The sequence below is a fragment of the Sphaerisporangium sp. TRM90804 genome (genome assembly GCF_029846175.1).
Taxonomy (GTDB): Bacteria; Actinomycetota; Actinomycetes; order Streptosporangiales; family Streptosporangiaceae; genus Sphaerisporangium.
Genome location: NZ_JARWAC010000015.1, coordinates 170,831 through 186,998, shown reverse-complemented (window position 1 = coordinate 186,998; position 16,168 = coordinate 170,831). Strand labels below are relative to the sequence as shown.

Sequence of the window (16,168 nt, the reverse complement as noted above, 5' to 3'; positions counted from 1 at the left end):
GAGATATGTCTTGTCTTGAGGAGGGTCGCGACATATCTTAAGAACGCCGCACTTGCTGGCGAACACTGTTCAATGATAGAACATCGCTCGCATAATATGAACAGTGTTCAGCACGGTGCGTCACATCCCTGAAGACACCGGAGACACCAGGAGCCGGCATGACCACCACCAACCCCCTGCGGCAGGCCCCGCCAGCTCCCGCCGCCTACCGATGGCGCTGGGCGGCGCTGTTCGTGATCCTCGCCGCCGAGGTCATGGACATGCTCGACGCCCTGGTCACCACGATCGCCGCCCCGACGATCCGCGCCGATCTGGGCGGGAGCGCGGCCACCATCCAGTGGCTCGCCGCCGCCTACACGCTCGCGATGGCGGTCGGGCTCATCACCGGCGGCAGGCTCGGCGACATCTTCGGCCGCAAGAGGATGTTCCTGATCGGCGCGGCCGGCTTCACGCTCGCGTCGTTGCTGTGCGGCCTCGCCCTGAGCCCCGAGATGCTGGTCGGCGCCCGCGTCATGCAGGGCCTCTTCGGCGCCGTCATGCTGCCGCAGGGCCTCGGCATGATCAGGGAGATGTTCCCGCCCAAGGAGATGCAGGCCGCGTTCGGCCTGTTCGGGCCGGTCATGGGCCTGTCCTCGGTCGGCGGCCCCATCCTGGCCGGCTGGCTCATCGAGGCCGACTTCTTCGGCACCGGCTGGCGCATGATCTTCCTGATCAACCTGCCCCTCGGCCTGGCCGCGATCATCGCCGGGCTGCGCATCCTGCCCGAGTCACGCTCGCCCCACCCGCTCAGGCTGGACGTCCCCGGGGTGCTGCTCGTCTCCCTCGCCGGGCTGCTGATCGTCTTCCCGCTCGTCCAGGGCCGGGAGCACGGCTGGCCGCTCTGGTCCTTCCTGATGATCGCCGCGTCGGCCGTGATGTTCGCCGTGTTCGGCCGCTACGAGGCGCGCAGGAGCCGGGCCGGCGGCGACCCGCTGGTGGTCGGCTCCCTGTTCCGCAAGCGGGCCTTCACCGGCGGCCTGGTCACCGGCATGGTGTTCTTCGGGGCCATGGTCGGCTTCACCCTCGCGCTCACCCTGTACCTCCAGATCGGCCTGGGGTACTCGACGATGCGAGCCGGCCTCACGCTGGCGCCGTGGTCGCTCGGCATGGTCGTCGGCTTCGGCCTCGCCCAGCCCCTGCAGAGGTTCGGCCGCAGACTGCTGCACGGCGGCACGCTGCTGATGGCCGCGGGTGTGATCGTGCTGATGGTCACGGTGCAGGTCGCCGGGGCCGGCGTGACCCCCTGGCAGTTCGTCCCCGCGCTGCTCGTGGTCGGCACCGGCATGGGCATGCTGATGGCGCCGTTCTTCGACATCGTGCTCGCCGGCGTGGACGACGAGGAGAGCGGGTCGGCGTCCGGCTCGCTGACGGCCGTCCAGCAGCTCGGCAGCGCGCTCGGCGTGGCACTGCTCGGCACGGTGTTCTTCGGCGTGCTCGGGGGCGACTCCGGCGGCGCGCCCGGGGGCGGGGCCGCGAACCCGGCGGCGGCTCAGCTCTTCACCACCGCCATGACCACCGTCCTGTGGGTCGTACTCGGCATGCTGCTGCTCACGTTCGCGCTCGCCTTCCTGCTGCCCAGGCACGCCCGCGAGCCGGCCGGCCACTGAGCGCCGCGTCTCACGAAGGAGTCCTCCAGACGGAGGACTCCTTCAGCGTCTCCACCACCGCGGCCGTGTGCGGGCCGACGCCGAGCGCCAGCGCCGCCGTCAGGTCGGCCGGCGTGTCGACGTCGCGCCGCAGCGACGCGATGCCGTCCGGCGTCAGCTCCTTGGCGCCGCCGGCCAGGTGCCGGGCGCGCGACTCGCCCCCGAACCTCGGAGTGAACGCCACGCCCGGGCGAACGCCGTAGAAGGTGGTGCCGACCTCGGCCGCGTCCGGGACGAACACCTGCTCGAAGTCGGCCGCCGCGGCCAGCGCCACGCCGAGCTCCCCGGGCCGCAGGGCGGGCAGGTCGGCCTGCAACGCCCCCACCGGGTCGTCCGGCGCCAGCCGCGCCGCCTCGGCGCCACCGGTGCGCAGCGCGGCGTTGAGCCCGGCGTCCGGGTCGGGCACCACGAGCGCGCCGAGCGCGGCGAGGGCCCGGGCGGGAACGGGGTCGGCGGTCACCACCACCACCCGCGCCACGCCTGGACAGGCCAGGGCGGCCGACACCGTGTCGCAGGCGATCGCCACGGCGAGCGCGGCCCGGTGCGGCCCGGTCGCGGCGGCCAGGCGGCTCTTGGCGGCGATCAAAGTCTTCACCGGCACCACCAGGGACCAACCGCGCCCATGGCTTGGCCCGCTCCGTTCGGTACCACGCATAGCCTTAGCATCCCGCCTCGACATTCCGTGGAGCCAACCGGGAGACTGATGGCGCACGAGGCATGACTGGAGGAAGTCAATGAGCCGGCCCGGACGACCGCCCATCCCCTTGGAAGCCTTGGTCGTAGCCATCGTCAAGCCACTTCTGCTGCTGTTCACCAGGCGCGACTGGCGTGACCGCGACAACCTGCCGCGCGCGGGGGGTGTGATCATCGCGGCCAACCACCTGTCGTGGAGCGACCCGCTGCTGCTGTCGCACTACGCCTACGTCAACGGGCGCTGGCCGGTGTTCCTGGCCAAGTCGGGGTTGTTCGAGATCCCGGTGATCGGGTGGATCATCAGGAAGTGCAGGCAGATCCCGGTGCTGCGGGGCAGCACCGACGCCGCCCGCTCCCTGCGCCACGCCGAGGACGCCCTGCGCGAGGGCGCCTGCGTCATCTTCTACCCCGAGGGCACGATCACCCGCGACCCCGGCCACTGGCCCATGATGGGCAAGACCGGCGTCGCCCGGCTGGCGCTGGTCACCGGCGTGCCGGTGATCCCGGTGGCCCACTGGGGCGCCCAGGAGCTGCTGCCGTACGGGCAGAAGGCGCCGCGCCCGTTCCCCCGCAAGACCATCCGCGTGGTCGCCGGGCCCCCGGTCGACCTGTCGAAGTACGAAGGCCTGCCCATGCGCGGCAAGGTGCTCAAGGACGCCACCGCCGACATCATGGCCGCGATCACCGCCCAGCTCGGCGAGCTGCGCGGCGAGAAGGCGCCGGACGTCCCCTTCGCCGAGCCCGAGACCCGGGCCGGGTGAGCGCCGTGGCCGGTGGGCCGCCCGGCGGCGCCAGGTGAGCGTACGGTGAGCGCATGACGAGGGCGGTCGTTTTCGGTACGGGTTCATGGGGCACGACGTTCGGGATGATCCTGGCGGAAGCGGGCTGCGCGACCACGCTGTGGGGGCGGCGCGCCGAGGTGGTCGAGGCGATCGACCGCGGGCACGAGAACCCCGAGTACCTCCCCGGCGTGCGGCTGCCGGAGAACCTGCGGGCCACCACCGACGCCGCCGAGGCGATGGAGGGCGCCGACTTCGTCGTGCTGGCCGTCCCCTCCCAGACCCTGCGCGGCAACCTGGAGCGCTGGCGCGAGCACCTGCCCGCCGACGCCATCCTGGTCAGCCTGATGAAGGGCATCGAGCTGCGCACGTCCAAGCGCATGAGCGAGGTCATCTGCGAGGTCGCCGGCGTGCCGCCCGAACGGGTGGCCGTCGTGTCCGGGCCCAACCTGGTGGGCGAGCTGGTGCTGCGCCAGCCCGCGGCCACGGTGGTGGCCAGCGTGGACGAGAAGGTCACCGCGCGGCTGCAGGAGGCCTGCCACCTGCCCTGGTTCCGCGCCTACACCAACACCGACGTGGTGGGGGTGGAGCTCGGCGGCGCGGTCAAGAACGTCATCGCCCTGGCGGTCGGCGTCGCGGCGGGCATGGGGCTGGGCGACAACCTCAGGGCGACGCTCATGACGCGCGGCCTGGCCGAGATCGCCCGCCTGGGCGCGGCCCTGGGCGCCGACCCGCACACCTTCGCCGGGCTGGCCGGCATGGGCGACCTGGTGGCCACCTGCACCTCCCCATTGTCGAGAAACCGTACCTTCGGCGAGAATCTGGGCCGAGGCATGACTATGGCCGAGACCGTGGCCGCCACCCGGCAGACCGCGGAGGGCGTCAAGTCGTGTGAGTCCGTCCTCGACCTGGCCAGGAAGCACGACGTGGAGATGCCGCTCACCGAGGTCGTCGTCGGCGTCGTCCACGACGGGATGACCCCGGGCGAGGCCGCGATGCTGCTCATGTCGCGCACTCCCAAGCCCGAACGCTATGGGGTGTGACACTGTCTCGACGAATGCGCAGACGACTCGGTGAGAACTCCAGGGCCGTGCACCTGCCGCCCGCCCCGATGCCTCGCCAGCTCCCGATCGGCCTGCCCGTGTGGCGCACCGCGGCCTGGAGCTTCGACAGCTCGGCCGAGTACGCCGACGTGCTGGGCGACCGCGTCCCCGGCTTCGCCTACAGCCGCATCGACAACCCCACCGTGGCCGCGTTCGCCTCGGGCATCGCCTCCCTGGAGGGCGCCGCGGCGCCCGAGGACGTCGTCGGGCAGGCGTTCTCCTCCGGCATGGCGGCCGTGAACGCCGTCTTCATGGCCTTCCTGCGCGCCGGCGCGCACGTGGTGGCACCAGCCCCGGTGTACGGCGGCACGTACTCGCTGCTGTCGAACGTGCTGTCGCGTTTCGGGGTGTCGGTCGACTTCGTCGACTACTCCGACCTGCGCCGCGTGCACGCCACCGTGCGCTCGTCCACCAAGCTGATCTACGCCGAGACCCTCGGCAACCCGACGATGGCGGTCGCCGACATCCGGGGGCTCTACCGCATCGCCCGCGAGGCGGGGGCGCTGCTGGTGGTCGACTCCACCATCGCCACCCCGGTGGTGTGCCGCCCGCTGGAGCACGGCGCCGACCTGGTGGTGCACTCCGCCACCAAGTACATCGGCGGGCACGACGACTGCACCGGCGGCGCCGTGGTCGGCCGTCCCGACCTGCTGGCGAAGATCCGCGAGGTGCGCATCGACACCGGCGCCACGCTCTCCCCGGACGACGCCTTCCAGCTCCGCCGCGGCCTGGAGACGCTGCCCCTGCGGGTGCGCCGCATGTGCGCCACCGCGATGGTGTTCGCCGCCGCCGTGGCCAAGCACCCGGCCGTCCGGCGCGTCGACTACCCGGGCCTGGCCGGCCACCCGGGCCACCAGCTCGCCCGCCAGCTCTTCGACTCCGGTCCCGAGGGCACGCGGTACGGCGCCTGCGTCACCGTCACCCCGCACGGCGGCTACGAGGCCGGGGTGATGCTGGCCGACGCCGTGCGGCTCGCTTGCATCGCGACCTCGCTCGGCGGCACGCACACCAAGGTCTCCCACGTCGCCTCCACGACCCACCGCCGGCTCGACGAGGCCGCGCTGACGGCGTCGGGCATCGACGCCGGCGCCGTGCGCTTCTCCATCGGCCTTGAGGACGCCGAGGACCTCATCGCGGACGTCACCGACGCGCTCGACGCATTGCGTTCGAACGCCGCCACGCGTACCTGACAAGCAGGGATGACAGGGACGCAAGGTAGATTCGGGCATCATGAACGAGCAGCATGATTCCCGGCCTCGCGTGCGGGTGGCCGTCGTGTTCGGCGGGCGCAACTCCGAGCATGCGGTGTCGCTGATGGGCGCGGGCAGCGTACTCGCTGCCATCGACAGGTCCAGGTACGACGTGATCCCGATCGGCATCGCGACGGACGGCCGCTGGGTGCTGGCCGCCGACGACCAACGGTTCGAGATCGAGGGCGGGGAGCTGCCGTCGGTCGCCGAGAGCGGCACGGCCCTGGCGCTGCCGTCCGGCGAGGGCGAGCTGATCGCCCTGGACGCCGGGCGGATCCCCGCGTCGCTGGGGGAGGTCGACGTGGTCTTCCCCATGCTGCACGGCCCCTTCGGCGAGGACGGCACCATCCAGGGCCTGCTGGAGATGGCCGGCGTGCGCTACGTGGGCTCCGGCGTGCTGGCCAGCGCGGTCGGCATGGACAAGGCCTACATGAAGGCCGTCATGGCCGCCGCGGGGCTTCCGGTGGGGCCGTACGTGGTCGTGCGCGACCGCGACTGGCGGCTCGAACGCGAGCGGGTGCTCAAGGACGTCGAGGCGCTCGGGTGGCCGGTGTTCGTCAAGCCGTCCCGCGCGGGCTCCAGCCAGGGCATCTCCCGGGCCGGGGACGTCGAGGAGCTGGTGCGGGCCGTCGAGTTCGCCCGCGAGCACGACCCGAAGGTCCTCATCGAGGCCGCGATCGAGGGCAGGGAGATCGAGTGCGCGGTGCTGCAGTCTCCCGGTGACGCGCCGCCCACCGCCAGCGTCCCCGGCGAGGTGCTGGTCGAGGGCGACCACGACTTCTTCGACTTCTCCGCCAAGTACATCGGGTCCGACATGTCGCTCGCGGTGCCCGCGGACATCCCGCCGGCGGTCTGCGAGGAGCTGCAGGCTCTGGCGGTGCGCGCGTTCGAGGCCCTCGGGTGCGAGGGGCTGTCGCGGGTGGACTTCTTCTACACCCCGTCGGGCGGCCTGGTGTTCAACGAGATCAACACGATGCCCGGGTTCACGGCGATGTCGGTGGCGCCGCAGCTGTGGGCCGCCTCCGGCCTTCCGTACGCCTCGCTGGTCGACCGGCTCATCCAGCTGGCCCTGGAACGCCCCCCGGGCCTGCGCTGAGGCTCCGGCGCCGGTTCAGGCCGGCGCCGAGATGGCGAACGAGTCGCGGATGGGACGCGCCAGGTCGACGAGTACGGAGGCGGCCTGGTGCTTGGCGGAGATCGTCACCTCGACGTAGCCGTCACGCGTGATGGCGGTGAACAGGGCGGGGCGGGTGGGGTCGGGGAACCACGGCACGCCGTCGATCTCGGGGATCTGCTGGGTGGGGTCCATGGCGGCGGGACGCGGCACGCCGCAGCGGACGGCGATCTCGCCGGAGCCCCACACGGCCACGTACGGCGAGGGCGGCTCGGAGGGGACGCGCTCGGCGCCGTCCAGGGTGCGCGGCAGCCGGTCGCGGAGCGTGGCGCAGGCCTTCGCCGCGACCCCGGAGGGGGTGGGCGGCTCGACCCTCACGGCCCCGCCGCACCCCGCCAGCGCGACCAGGACCACAGCCGCTGCCGCCCTCGCGACGACGACCCGCACCACGACTCCCCCCGGAAGACGGTTCTACTCAGATGTGCACGATGGGACAGGTGAGCGTACGCGTGATCCCCTCGACGGACTGGATCTGGGCGACGACGAGCTTGCCCAGGTCGTCGACGTTGTCGGCTTCGGCGCGGACGATCACGTCATACGGGCCCGTGACGTCCTCGGCCTGCGTGACGCCGTTGATCGTAGCGATCGCGCCTGCCACCTCCGCGGCCTTGCCGACTTCTGTCTGAATAAGGATGTAGGCCTGCACCATCACGTCCTCCCGGCGGGGCGATCTCTCTAGCAGTGGGCAATGTAGGTCCGTGCCGAACCGTCACCGTACATGGAACACACGTGGAGGTGTGATATCAGAGTTACAGATCTTGGTGAATTTGGGATCATTGCCCGTATTGTTGGACGATTGCCGCAATCTCCGGCGGTATTGCTCGGCCCGGGCGACGACGCCGCGGTGCTCATCGCCCCTGATGGGCGGGTCGTCGTGACGACGGACCTCCTCCTTGAGGGTAGGCACTTTCGCCGCGATTGGTCCAGTGCCCAAGACATCGGGCGGAAGGCGGCGGCACAGAACCTTTCCGACGTGGTGGCCATGGGCGCCGATCCCACCGCCCTTTTCGTCGGCCTGGGGCTGCCAGGAGACCTGCCGGCCGCCTGGCTCGACGGGCTGACCGACGGCTTCCGGGAGGAGTGCGCCCTGGTCGGCGCGAGCGTCGCCGGGGGAGACGTCGTCCGGTCCGAGCTGGTGGTGCTGGGCGTCACCGCGCTCGGCGATCTCGGGGGACGCGCGCCCGTCACCCGCTCGGGCGCGCGTCCCGGGCAGGTGCTGGCGGTGGCCGGGCGCCTCGGCCACGCGGCCGCGGGCCTCGCGCTCTACCAGGCGGGCAACGACGACCCGGCCTTCGCGGCCCTGGCCGGCGCCCACCGGCGCCCCTTGCCTCCGTACGCCTGCGGCCCCGCCGCGGCGGCCCTCGGCGCGACCGCCATGCTCGACGTGAGCGACGGCCTTCTGCAGGACCTCGGGCACGTCGCCCGGGCGAGCGGCGTGTTGATCGACCTCGACCCGGCCGCCCTGGAGGTCCCCGAGACGCTCGCGGCGGCGGGCGCCGCGCTCGGCGTGGACCCGCTGCGCTGGATGCTCACCGGCGGCGAGGACCACGCGCTGGCGGCGGTCTTCCCGGCGGAGGTGACACTTCCATCCGAGTGGCGCCCGATCGGCCGGGTCCTCGAAGGCGAGGGAGTGCAGGTCACGGGCTATGAGGGCCTCCCGGCCGGGTGGGACCACTTCCGTGAGTAACGTGAATATTGTGACAAACACGTGTTAAAGGTGTTATGAAGTGGGGCGCCGTGGTTTACCGAGAGGAAGGCGCTTCATGGGACGCGGACGCCATTCGTCCGGCCGTACAGGCTCGGACCAGGACGACGAGCGCGGCACCGAGGAGTGGCTGAAGGCGGCCGACGACCGCCGGGACCCCGACGACACCGCCGCGTGGCCAGGCCCTGACGCTCTGCGCGACGAGCCCGGGGCCGCCGGGTGGGCGGGCGGCGACGAGCCGGGAAGCGCGCGGGGAGCGGGGCCGGGCGAGCCGGCCGCCGCGATGTGGGCGGACGCCGGCCCCGATGAGCGGCGGATCGACGCCTGGCTGGGTGTGAGCGACGAGCTGCGCGAGCGGGGGCCCGAACCGGATGGCGACGGCCCCGGCGCGCGGGGGACGGGCGCCTGGACCGGCCCCGTCGACCTGCTGGGCGACGGCGTCCCCGACCACGACGCCGGCCCGGGCGAGCACGCGGCGGCGATGTGGGCGGGCGCCGGCCCCGGTGAGCGGCGGATCGACGCCTGGCCGGACACCGGCGCCACGGGCGACGACCAGCCCGGCGAGGACGCCCCGAAGGGGCCGCGCGCGCCGGCCTGGCTGGGCGCGCGGCCGTCCCGCGCCCAGGAGGGCACGGAGGTCGTGCTGACCGCCGAGCCCGCAGACGATCCGGCCGAGGGCGGCCCCGGCCCGCGGCGGCGCAGGAGGGCAGGCGTCGACCGGCCCAAGGCGCGGCGCGGACGCCGTCTGGCGGCCCTGTCCGCCGCCGCGGCCGTCGTGGCGATCGGCACCGCCCTGGTCGGGCTCAAGCTCGGCGGCGCGCCGCTCGACCTCACCGAGGCGCCCGACTGCCCCGCGGGCCAGGCGTGCGCGGCCATCGCCAGCGGCGCGCCCACGGCGGACGTGGCGCCGCCGGGGTTCGCCGACAACGGCGGTTCCACCCCGTCCCCGTCGGAGGAGGAGTCGGCCACGCCGACCCCCAGGAGCTCCGCCGCGAAGTCCACGGCCCCCGCGCCCAGGGCGAGCCGTACGGCCGAGCGAAGGGCGCCGGAAAGCTCAGGACGGCCCACGGCGGCGCCGGAGCGCACCAGGCCCGCGCCCCGGGCCGAGGAGGACCCCGCGCCCGATGAGGAGCCGACGGAGCCGCCGCCCGTCGAGGAGGAGACCGACGCGCCCCTGCCGGACCCGACGCTGAGGGACGAGGAGGACGCCCCGCTGGTCTCGACCGGCCAGGTGACCGTCGACCTCACGATCTCGGAGTCGACCGGCAGCGGCTACACCGGTGAGTTGGCGATCACCAACACCGGCCCCGAGCTGGAGGGCTGGGATCTGCGCGTGCGGGTCGGCGGCACCGTCACCGGCGTGAGCGGCGCCGACTGGTCCCAGCAGGGCGACACGCTGGTCCTCGGCTCCGTGGACACGCTCGGGCCCGACGAGCTCGTCGTGGTCGCCTTCTCGGCCCAGGGGGAGTCCGCGCCCCCCGGCGGGTGCGAGCTCGTGGGAGGAAGCTGCGACCTCAGGTCCGGGGACTCGTTCTCCGCGGCCCCGTAGCCGCGGTCCGGTGAACCAGGGCGCGGGGCGCCCTGGTTTCATGGATCGATGACCCCTCCCCGTGTGCTGACGATCGCAGGCTCCGACTCCGGCGGAGGCGCGGGCATCCAGGCCGACCTGAAGACCATGCTGGCGCACGGGGTGCACGGCATGAGCGTGATCGCGGCGGTCACCGCGCAGAACTCCCTGGGCGTCCAGGGGTACTGGGAGCTGCCGCCCGAAGCGGTGCGCGCCCAGCTCGACTCCGTGCTGGGCGACATCGGCGTCCAGGCGGTGAAGACGGGCATGCTGGCGTCCCCGGCGCTGGTCGCCCTGGTGGCCGAGGTGCTCGCCGGCGTGGACGCTCCGGTGGTGGTGGACCCGGTGGGCGTCTCCAAGCACGGCGACTCCCTGCTGGCGCCCGAGGCCGTCCAGACGGTCGCCTCACGCCTGCTGCCCGTGGCCACGGTGGTGACGCCGAACCTGTGGGAGGTGGAGCAGCTCACGTCGTTCAAGGTCGAGGACGAGGACGACCTGCGCCCGGCGGCCGACGCCCTGCTGGAGCTGGGCCCGGCCTGGGTGCTGGTCAAGGGCGGCCACCTCCCCGGCGCCCCGGTCGACCTGCTCACCGACGGCGTCCAGGAGTTCCGCTACACCGCCGAGCGCCACGACAACCGCCACACCCACGGCACCGGGTGCACGCTGGCGTCGGCCATGGCCTCCCACCTGGCGATGGGGGCGTCCGTGCCCGACGCCGTGGCGCGGGCCAAGGAGTACGTCACCGGGGCGATCGCGCACGGCTTCCCGCTGGGCGCGGGCATCGGCCCGGTGGACCACGCCTGGCGCTGGCGCGAGCCGGCCGGCTGAGGCGAGCCGGCCGGCTGAGAGGCCGGGCGGGAACGCCGAAAGGCCCGCCGCCCTGATCGGGTGGCGGGCCTTGCGAGCGCGGGGTCAGCGAGTGATCTTGCCGGCCTTGATGCACGAGGTGCAGACGCTCAGCCGCTTCGGCGTGTTGCCCACCATGGCACGCACACGCTGGATGTTGGGGTTCCAGCGGCGGCGGGTGCGGCGGTGCGAGTGCGAGATGTTGTTGCCGAAGGTCGGCCCCTTGCCGCAGACGTCGCAGACGGAAGCCACGGTCATCGCTCCTTTGATCAGTCGATAAGGCCCGAAACCGTGGAAGAAGCGGTGGTCGGGCATGCCGGGACACCGGCTGGCCATACGAGGATATCCGACGTCGCCAGGTGCACGCCAAACCAGGACGCGCGGACGGGGATACTCTCGTGGGCCCACCGTAGCGCACCCGCCGAGGGGTCGCGGTTCGCACCTGCGCCTTTCCCCGGTGGGCGACGGATCGCTGCTCACATCTCGATCAGCGGAAATATCATGAATAGTGCGGTTATACAGGTGTGTCGTCGCCTGTGCGGGAAGGCGCACGAGCACGCACGAACAGGCGCACGCGGACAGCGGGAGGCGCCCGCGCACGAGAAGGAGCCCCATGCCGTCCGAGCCCGCCCCCGGCGAGCCCCCCACAGGCGAGCCCGTTCCCGTCGCGCCCGCTACAGGCGAGCACGCTTCCGGGGCGCCCGCCAGAGGCGAGCGCGTTCCCGGGGAGTCCTCCACAGGTGAACCCGCCCCGGGCCCGCGCGTCTCCGGTGCGGTCGGGCCCGCATGCCTGATCGACAGCGGCCCCAGCGGCGAACCCGCTCCGGGTCCGCGTGTCTCCGGTGCGCCCTCCGCGGGCGGGCGCGTCCGGGGGGCACTTCACGTGCTCGACGCTCCGGCCGTACGCCTGTGGTCGCGGGCCTGCGCCGACGCGCTCGGCCGGAACCGCTCGCGGATCGACGCGCTGAACGTCTTCCCGATCCCCGACGGCGACACCGGCACCAACCTCCACCTGACGATGCTGTCGGCCGCCGAGGCCCTGGACGGCCTCCCGTACGACGCCGATGTGGAGACCACCTGGCGCACGCTCGCCCACGGAGCCCTGCTCGGCGCCCGGGGCAACTCCGGCGTGATCGTCAGCCAGGCCCTCCGCGGCATGGCCGAGGTGCTCAGGCAGACCGCCGGAGGCGGCCACGACCTGCGCCGGGCCCTGGTCAGAGCCGCCGAGCTGGCCCGGAGCGCCGTCGCCCGCCCCGTCGAGGGCACCGTGCTCAGCGTCCTCGGCGCCGTGGCCACGGCGGTGCGCGACGTCCCGGCGCGGGATGTGCCGGCGGAACTGGCCGAGGTGGCGGGCAGGGCGGTGGCCGCCGCGCGGGCGGCGCTCGGCCGCACGCCCCAGCAGCTCGACGTGCTGGCCCGCCACGGCGTCGTGGACGCGGGCGCGGCCGGACTGACCGTCATCATCGAGGCGCTGGCCGCCGTGATCACCGGCTCCGCCCCCGCCTCCGACCCCCTCCCGGCGGGCGCGGGCGTAGCCGGTCTCGCGACCGCCGGGCACCCGCGTGCGGACGGCGACGCGGACCCCGCGGAACGGGGCCCGGCGTACGAGGTGATGTACCTGCTGGAGGCCGGTGACGACGCCGTGGACCGGCTGCGCGAGGAGCTCGACCGGCTCGGGGACTGCCTGGTGGTGGTCGGCGGCGAGGGGCTGTGGAACGTGCACGTGCACGTGGACGACGCGGGCGCCGCGGTGGAGGCGGGCATCCGGGCCGGGCGGCCGTACCGGATCAGGATCGACCACCTGGAGGCCGCCGCGCGCACCCATCGGGCCGCGCACGGGCGTGGCGTCGTGGCCGTGGCCGCCGGCGACGGGATCGCCGGGCTGTTCGAGCGGGAGGGCGCCGTCGTGGTGCGGCGCGAGCCGGGGGCCGGGCCGTCGCTCGCCGCCGTGCTGGCCGCGGTCAGGGACGCAGGAACCGAGGTGGCGGTGCTGGCCAACGACTCCGCGACCGCCGCGGTCGCCGCCGCGGCGGCCGAGGTCGCCCGCGAGGAGGGCGTCGTGGTCAGCGTGGTCCCCAGCAGGGCCACCGTCCAGGGCCTCGCCGCTTTGGCCGTCCACGACCCGCTGCGGCGCTTCGACGACGACGTGGTGGCGATGGCCGACGCCGCCGCGCACACCCGGCACGGCCACGTGTGGGTGGCCGACCGCGAGGCGATGACCAGCGCGGGGCTGTGCCGCCCTGGCGACGTGCTGGGCGTGGTCGACGGCGACGTGGCCCTGATCGGCGCCGACCTGCGCCAGGTCGCCGGGGAGACCGTCTCGCGCATGCTGTCGGCCAGCAGCGAGCTGGTCACCCTCATCGCCGGCGCCGGCCCCGGCGCGGACCTGGCCGCGGCCGTCCGCGACCTCCTGGACACCACGCGCCCGGACGTCGAGATCACCGTCTACGAGGGCGGCCAGGGCGGCTACCCCCTCCTCATCGGCGTCGAGTGACCACCCGCCGGAGCCCGCGCCCGCCCGCCGTAGGTGCGGGAAGCGGCTTCCCGGGGCTGGCCGGGCCGGGGATGGGCACGCGGCTGGGCGTTCCAGGGCCCGCCGTGCCGGGGATGGGTACCCGGCTGGCGTTCCAGGGCCGTCCGGGCCGGGGAAGGGCGCCCGGCTGGGCGTTCCAGGGCCCACAAGGCCGGGGATGGGTACCCGACTGGGCGTTCCAGGGCCCACCGGGCCGGTGGGGGATACCCGGCCGGTCCGCGCGGCCGGGCTGCGGCTCGTCGTCCGATTTCCCGCGCCGTCGGCGCGCGGTGAACGGGTCGGCGTGTTCTTGTCGGCGCCGGGCGGTAGAACATGGTGACGTGACGCGTTTCGACGAGCCGCTCACCAAGGCGCTCGACCCGAAGACGGCGGGGCCGCTGGAGTCCTCGCTCAATCTCGCGACCGTCGGCGAGCTGCTGCGGCACTACCCCCGGCGGTACGCCGAACGCGGCGAGCTGACCGCGCTCGACGCCCTTGAGGCGGGCGAGCACGTCACCGTGGTGGGCGAGGTGTCGCGGCTGATGCGCAAGCCCATGCGCAACCGCTCGGGCACCTGGCTGGAGGTCGAGGTCGTCGACGGCAGGCGCAACAAGATCTACCTGTCGTTCTTCGGCCGGGTGTCCCACGTCGTGGAGGGGCGCCTCAAGCCCGGCACGCGCGCGATGTTCTCCGGCAAGGTCGGCAGGTTCGGGCGCGGCGAGGGCGGCAAGTGGCAGCTCAACCATCCCGACTTCGAGCTGTTCGAGGAGTCGGATTCCTCGGCCGCCGAGTTCGCCGCCGCGCCCGTGCCGATCTACCCGGCAGCCAACGGCATCTCCTCGTGGGTGATCCGCAGGGCGGTCGGCGTCGTGCTCGACACGCTCGGCCCGCTCGCCGACCCGCTGCCCGCCGAGGTGCGGTCCCGCCACCGGCTGGCCGGTCTGGCCGACGCGCTGGAGGCCGTCCACCGGCCGCGCGACCGCGGTGACGTCGGCCGGGCCCGCAAGCGGCTGAAGTTCGACGAGGCGTTCGTGCTGCAGTCCGTGCTCGCCCAGCGGCGCCGGGCCGCCGCCGCGTGGCCCGCCGTCCCCCGTCCCCGCCGCGACGACGGCCTGCTGGCCGGCTTCGACGGTCGCCTGCCGTTCCAGCTCACCGAGGGGCAGGTCGAGGTGGGGGAGGAGATCGCCGCCGAGCTGGCGCGCGAGCACCCCATGCACCGCCTTCTGCAGGGCGAGGTCGGCGCGGGCAAGACGGTGGTGGCGCTGCGCGCGATGCTCCAGGTGATCGACGCCGGGGGGCAGGCGGCGCTGCTCGCGCCCACCGAGGTCCTGGCGCAGCAGCACCACAGGTCCATCACCCGCATGCTCGGTGATCTCGGCACTGGCGGGGTGTTCGGCGGCACGGGGGTCGCCCTGCTCACCGGCTCGATGGGCGCGGCCGGGCGCCGCGCCGCCATGCTGGACGCCGCCTCGGGGGCGGCGGGCATCGTCGTGGGCACCCACGCTCTTCTCCAGGAGAAGGTGCGCTTCGCCGACCTCGGGTTCGTGGTCGTCGACGAGCAGCACCGCTTCGGCGTCGAGCAGCGTGACGCCCTGCGCGAGAAGGCCGGCGGCGGCCGTCCGCACGTCCTGGTCATGACCGCCACGCCGATCCCGCGCACGGTCGCCATGACCGTCTTCGGCGATCTGGAGGTCTCCACCCTCACCCAGCTTCCGGCCGGCCGCGCCCCGATCACCACGCACGTGGTCCCGGCCTCCGACAAGCCGCACTTCCTCGAACGCACCTGGGAACGCGTCCGCGAGGAGGTCGGCCTCGGCCGCCAGGCCTACATCGTCTGCCCGCGCATCGGCGAGGCCGAGGGCGACGAGGGCGACCTGGCCGAGCCCGCGGCCGACGACGAGCGGCGTCCGCCGCTCGCGGTGACCGACGTCGCCCCGATGCTGGTCGACGGTCCCCTGCACGGCCTGCGGGTCGAGATCCTGCACGGCCGACTGCAGCCCGACGAGAAGGACGCCGTGATGCGCGCCTTCACCGCCGGCGAGATCGACGTCCTGGTCTCCACCACCGTGATCGAGGTCGGCGTCGACGTCCACAACGCGTCCGTGATGGTCATCATGGACGCCGACCGGTTCGGCGTCTCCCAGCTCCACCAGCTCCGCGGCCGGGTGGGCCGCGGCGGCCTGCCCGGCCTGTGCCTCCTGGTCACCGACTTCCCGGCCGGCACCCCCGCCCGCGACCGCCTCGACGCGGTGGCCGCCACGCTCGACGGCTTCGAGCTGTCCCGCGTCGACCTCGAACAACGCCGCGAGGGCGACGTCCTGGGCGCCGCCCAGTCCGGCCGCAGGTCTTCCTTGAAGATGCTCCAGCTCCTCCGCGACGAGGAGGTCATAGCCCAGGCCCGCGAGGAGGCCGCCGCCCTCCTCGCCGACGACCCCCACCTGGAAGCCAACCCCGCCCTGAAGTCCGAGATAGACCGCCTCCTGGGCGACGACAGAGCCGAGTACCTGGAAAAGACCTGACCCCTCCCCCCGGTCGCCTGCCCACGCCCGCCACGTTTCCCCCCCCCCGCCCCTCTGGGCGCAGGGGGCGGGAGGGGAAGGCGCCCAGGCTGGCGCCGTCCCGCGAACGGTGCCTTCGGCGCGGTCTTCCAAGGGCGGGTCTGACCTGTCGGCTTCCCGCCGTGGCGCGGGCGCCGCTCTTGCCCGCTGGTCGCTTCCCGCGCAGGTGCCGCGCCGTACGGCGGCGCCGTCTTCGCCGTACCCGTGTCGGCCGCGTCGGCGCCGTGTGGGGAGCCTGGGGGGTAGAAAGGCACCCCGCCCGATGCGCACCCCGCGCTCGGGGCGGGCGGCATCGA

General features: G+C 73.7%; 14 protein-coding genes. 10 read left to right on the top strand and 4 right to left on the bottom strand.

The annotated features are described in order from the left end of the window. Window positions 1–158: 158 nt before the first annotated feature. On the top strand, window positions 159–1,646 hold the full coding sequence (locus PYR91_RS19460) for an MFS transporter (RefSeq protein ID WP_279781441.1): 1,488 nt from the start codon (window positions 159–161) through the stop codon (window positions 1,644–1,646). Window positions 1,647–1,656: 10 nt separating this feature from the next. Here the strand turns inward: PYR91_RS19460 and cofC are convergent, their stop codons facing one another. Continuing rightward, window positions 1,657–2,340 (bottom strand): 2-phospho-L-lactate guanylyltransferase, encoded by a 684-nt coding sequence (gene cofC / locus PYR91_RS19455; RefSeq protein WP_279781439.1) that lies wholly within the window; start codon window positions 2,338–2,340, stop codon window positions 1,657–1,659. A gap of 118 nt (window positions 2,341–2,458) precedes the next feature. Here cofC and PYR91_RS19450 point away from each other — a divergent pair, with 118 nt between their 5' ends. Genes PYR91_RS19450 through PYR91_RS19435 form a run of 4 tightly spaced genes read left to right on the top strand, consistent with a single transcriptional unit; the run spans window position 2,459 to window position 6,606 of the window. Continuing rightward, window positions 2,459–3,139, top strand: coding sequence for a lysophospholipid acyltransferase family protein (locus PYR91_RS19450; RefSeq protein WP_279781437.1), 681 nt, complete (start codon window positions 2,459–2,461; stop codon window positions 3,137–3,139). 53 nt (window positions 3,140–3,192) lie between these two features. Beyond that, window positions 3,193–4,200, top strand: a complete 1,008-nt coding sequence (locus tag PYR91_RS19445; protein ID WP_279781435.1) for an NAD(P)-dependent glycerol-3-phosphate dehydrogenase — start codon at window positions 3,193–3,195, stop codon at window positions 4,198–4,200. A gap of 14 nt (window positions 4,201–4,214) precedes the next feature. Further along, on the top strand, window positions 4,215–5,450 hold the full coding sequence (locus tag PYR91_RS19440) for an aminotransferase class I/II-fold pyridoxal phosphate-dependent enzyme (RefSeq protein ID WP_279781434.1): 1,236 nt from the start codon (window positions 4,215–4,217) through the stop codon (window positions 5,448–5,450). Window positions 5,451–5,490: 40 nt separating this feature from the next. Beyond that, on the top strand, window positions 5,491–6,606 hold the full coding sequence (locus PYR91_RS19435) for a D-alanine--D-alanine ligase (RefSeq protein ID WP_279781432.1): 1,116 nt from the start codon (window positions 5,491–5,493) through the stop codon (window positions 6,604–6,606). 15 nt (window positions 6,607–6,621) lie between these two features. Here the strand turns inward: PYR91_RS19435 and PYR91_RS19430 are convergent, their stop codons facing one another. Both PYR91_RS19430 and PYR91_RS19425 read right to left on the bottom strand, forming a co-directional pair. Then, window positions 6,622–7,071 carry a DUF3515 family protein gene (locus PYR91_RS19430; protein ID WP_279781431.1) on the bottom strand — a complete coding sequence of 150 codons (450 nt, stop codon included), beginning with the start codon at window positions 7,069–7,071 and terminating at the stop codon, window positions 6,622–6,624. A gap of 28 nt (window positions 7,072–7,099) precedes the next feature. Then, a complete protein-coding gene (locus tag PYR91_RS19425; RefSeq protein ID WP_279781429.1) occupies window positions 7,100–7,333 on the bottom strand; it encodes an Lrp/AsnC ligand binding domain-containing protein in 234 nt (77 codons plus the stop codon). A gap of 69 nt (window positions 7,334–7,402) precedes the next feature. Between PYR91_RS19425 and PYR91_RS19420 the strand changes: the two genes are divergently transcribed. The 3 genes from PYR91_RS19420 (at window position 7,403) to thiD (ending at window position 10,784) form a co-directional block, all read left to right on the top strand. Beyond that, a complete protein-coding gene (locus tag PYR91_RS19420; protein ID WP_279781427.1) occupies window positions 7,403–8,371 on the top strand; it encodes a thiamine-phosphate kinase in 969 nt (322 codons plus the stop codon). Between the two features lie 76 nt (window positions 8,372–8,447). Further along, window positions 8,448–9,938, top strand: coding sequence for a hypothetical protein (locus PYR91_RS19415; protein ID WP_279781425.1), 1,491 nt, complete (start codon window positions 8,448–8,450; stop codon window positions 9,936–9,938). A gap of 48 nt (window positions 9,939–9,986) precedes the next feature. Next, complete coding sequence (gene thiD, locus PYR91_RS19410; protein ID WP_279781423.1) at window positions 9,987–10,784, top strand: bifunctional hydroxymethylpyrimidine kinase/phosphomethylpyrimidine kinase; 798 nt, start codon at window positions 9,987–9,989, stop codon at window positions 10,782–10,784. A gap of 84 nt (window positions 10,785–10,868) precedes the next feature. On the opposite strand, the gene rpmB is transcribed toward thiD, so the two are convergent. Next, window positions 10,869–11,054, bottom strand: a complete 186-nt coding sequence (gene rpmB / locus PYR91_RS19405) for a 50S ribosomal protein L28 (RefSeq protein ID WP_279781776.1) — start codon at window positions 11,052–11,054, stop codon at window positions 10,869–10,871. Window positions 11,055–11,685: 631 nt separating this feature from the next. On the opposite strand from rpmB, the gene PYR91_RS19400 reads away from it, so the two are divergent. Beyond that, the gene (locus PYR91_RS19400; RefSeq protein ID WP_279781421.1) at window positions 11,686–13,296 is read left to right on the top strand and encodes a DAK2 domain-containing protein; all 1,611 of its coding nucleotides are present in this window, start codon (window positions 11,686–11,688) and stop codon (window positions 13,294–13,296) included. A 359-nt stretch (window positions 13,297–13,655) separates the two neighbouring features. Continuing rightward, window positions 13,656–15,833: an ATP-dependent DNA helicase RecG gene (recG, locus tag PYR91_RS19395; RefSeq protein ID WP_279781420.1), complete on the top strand. Its 2,178-nt coding sequence runs from the start codon at window positions 13,656–13,658 to the stop codon at window positions 15,831–15,833. Window positions 15,834–16,168: the final 335 nt, after the last annotated feature.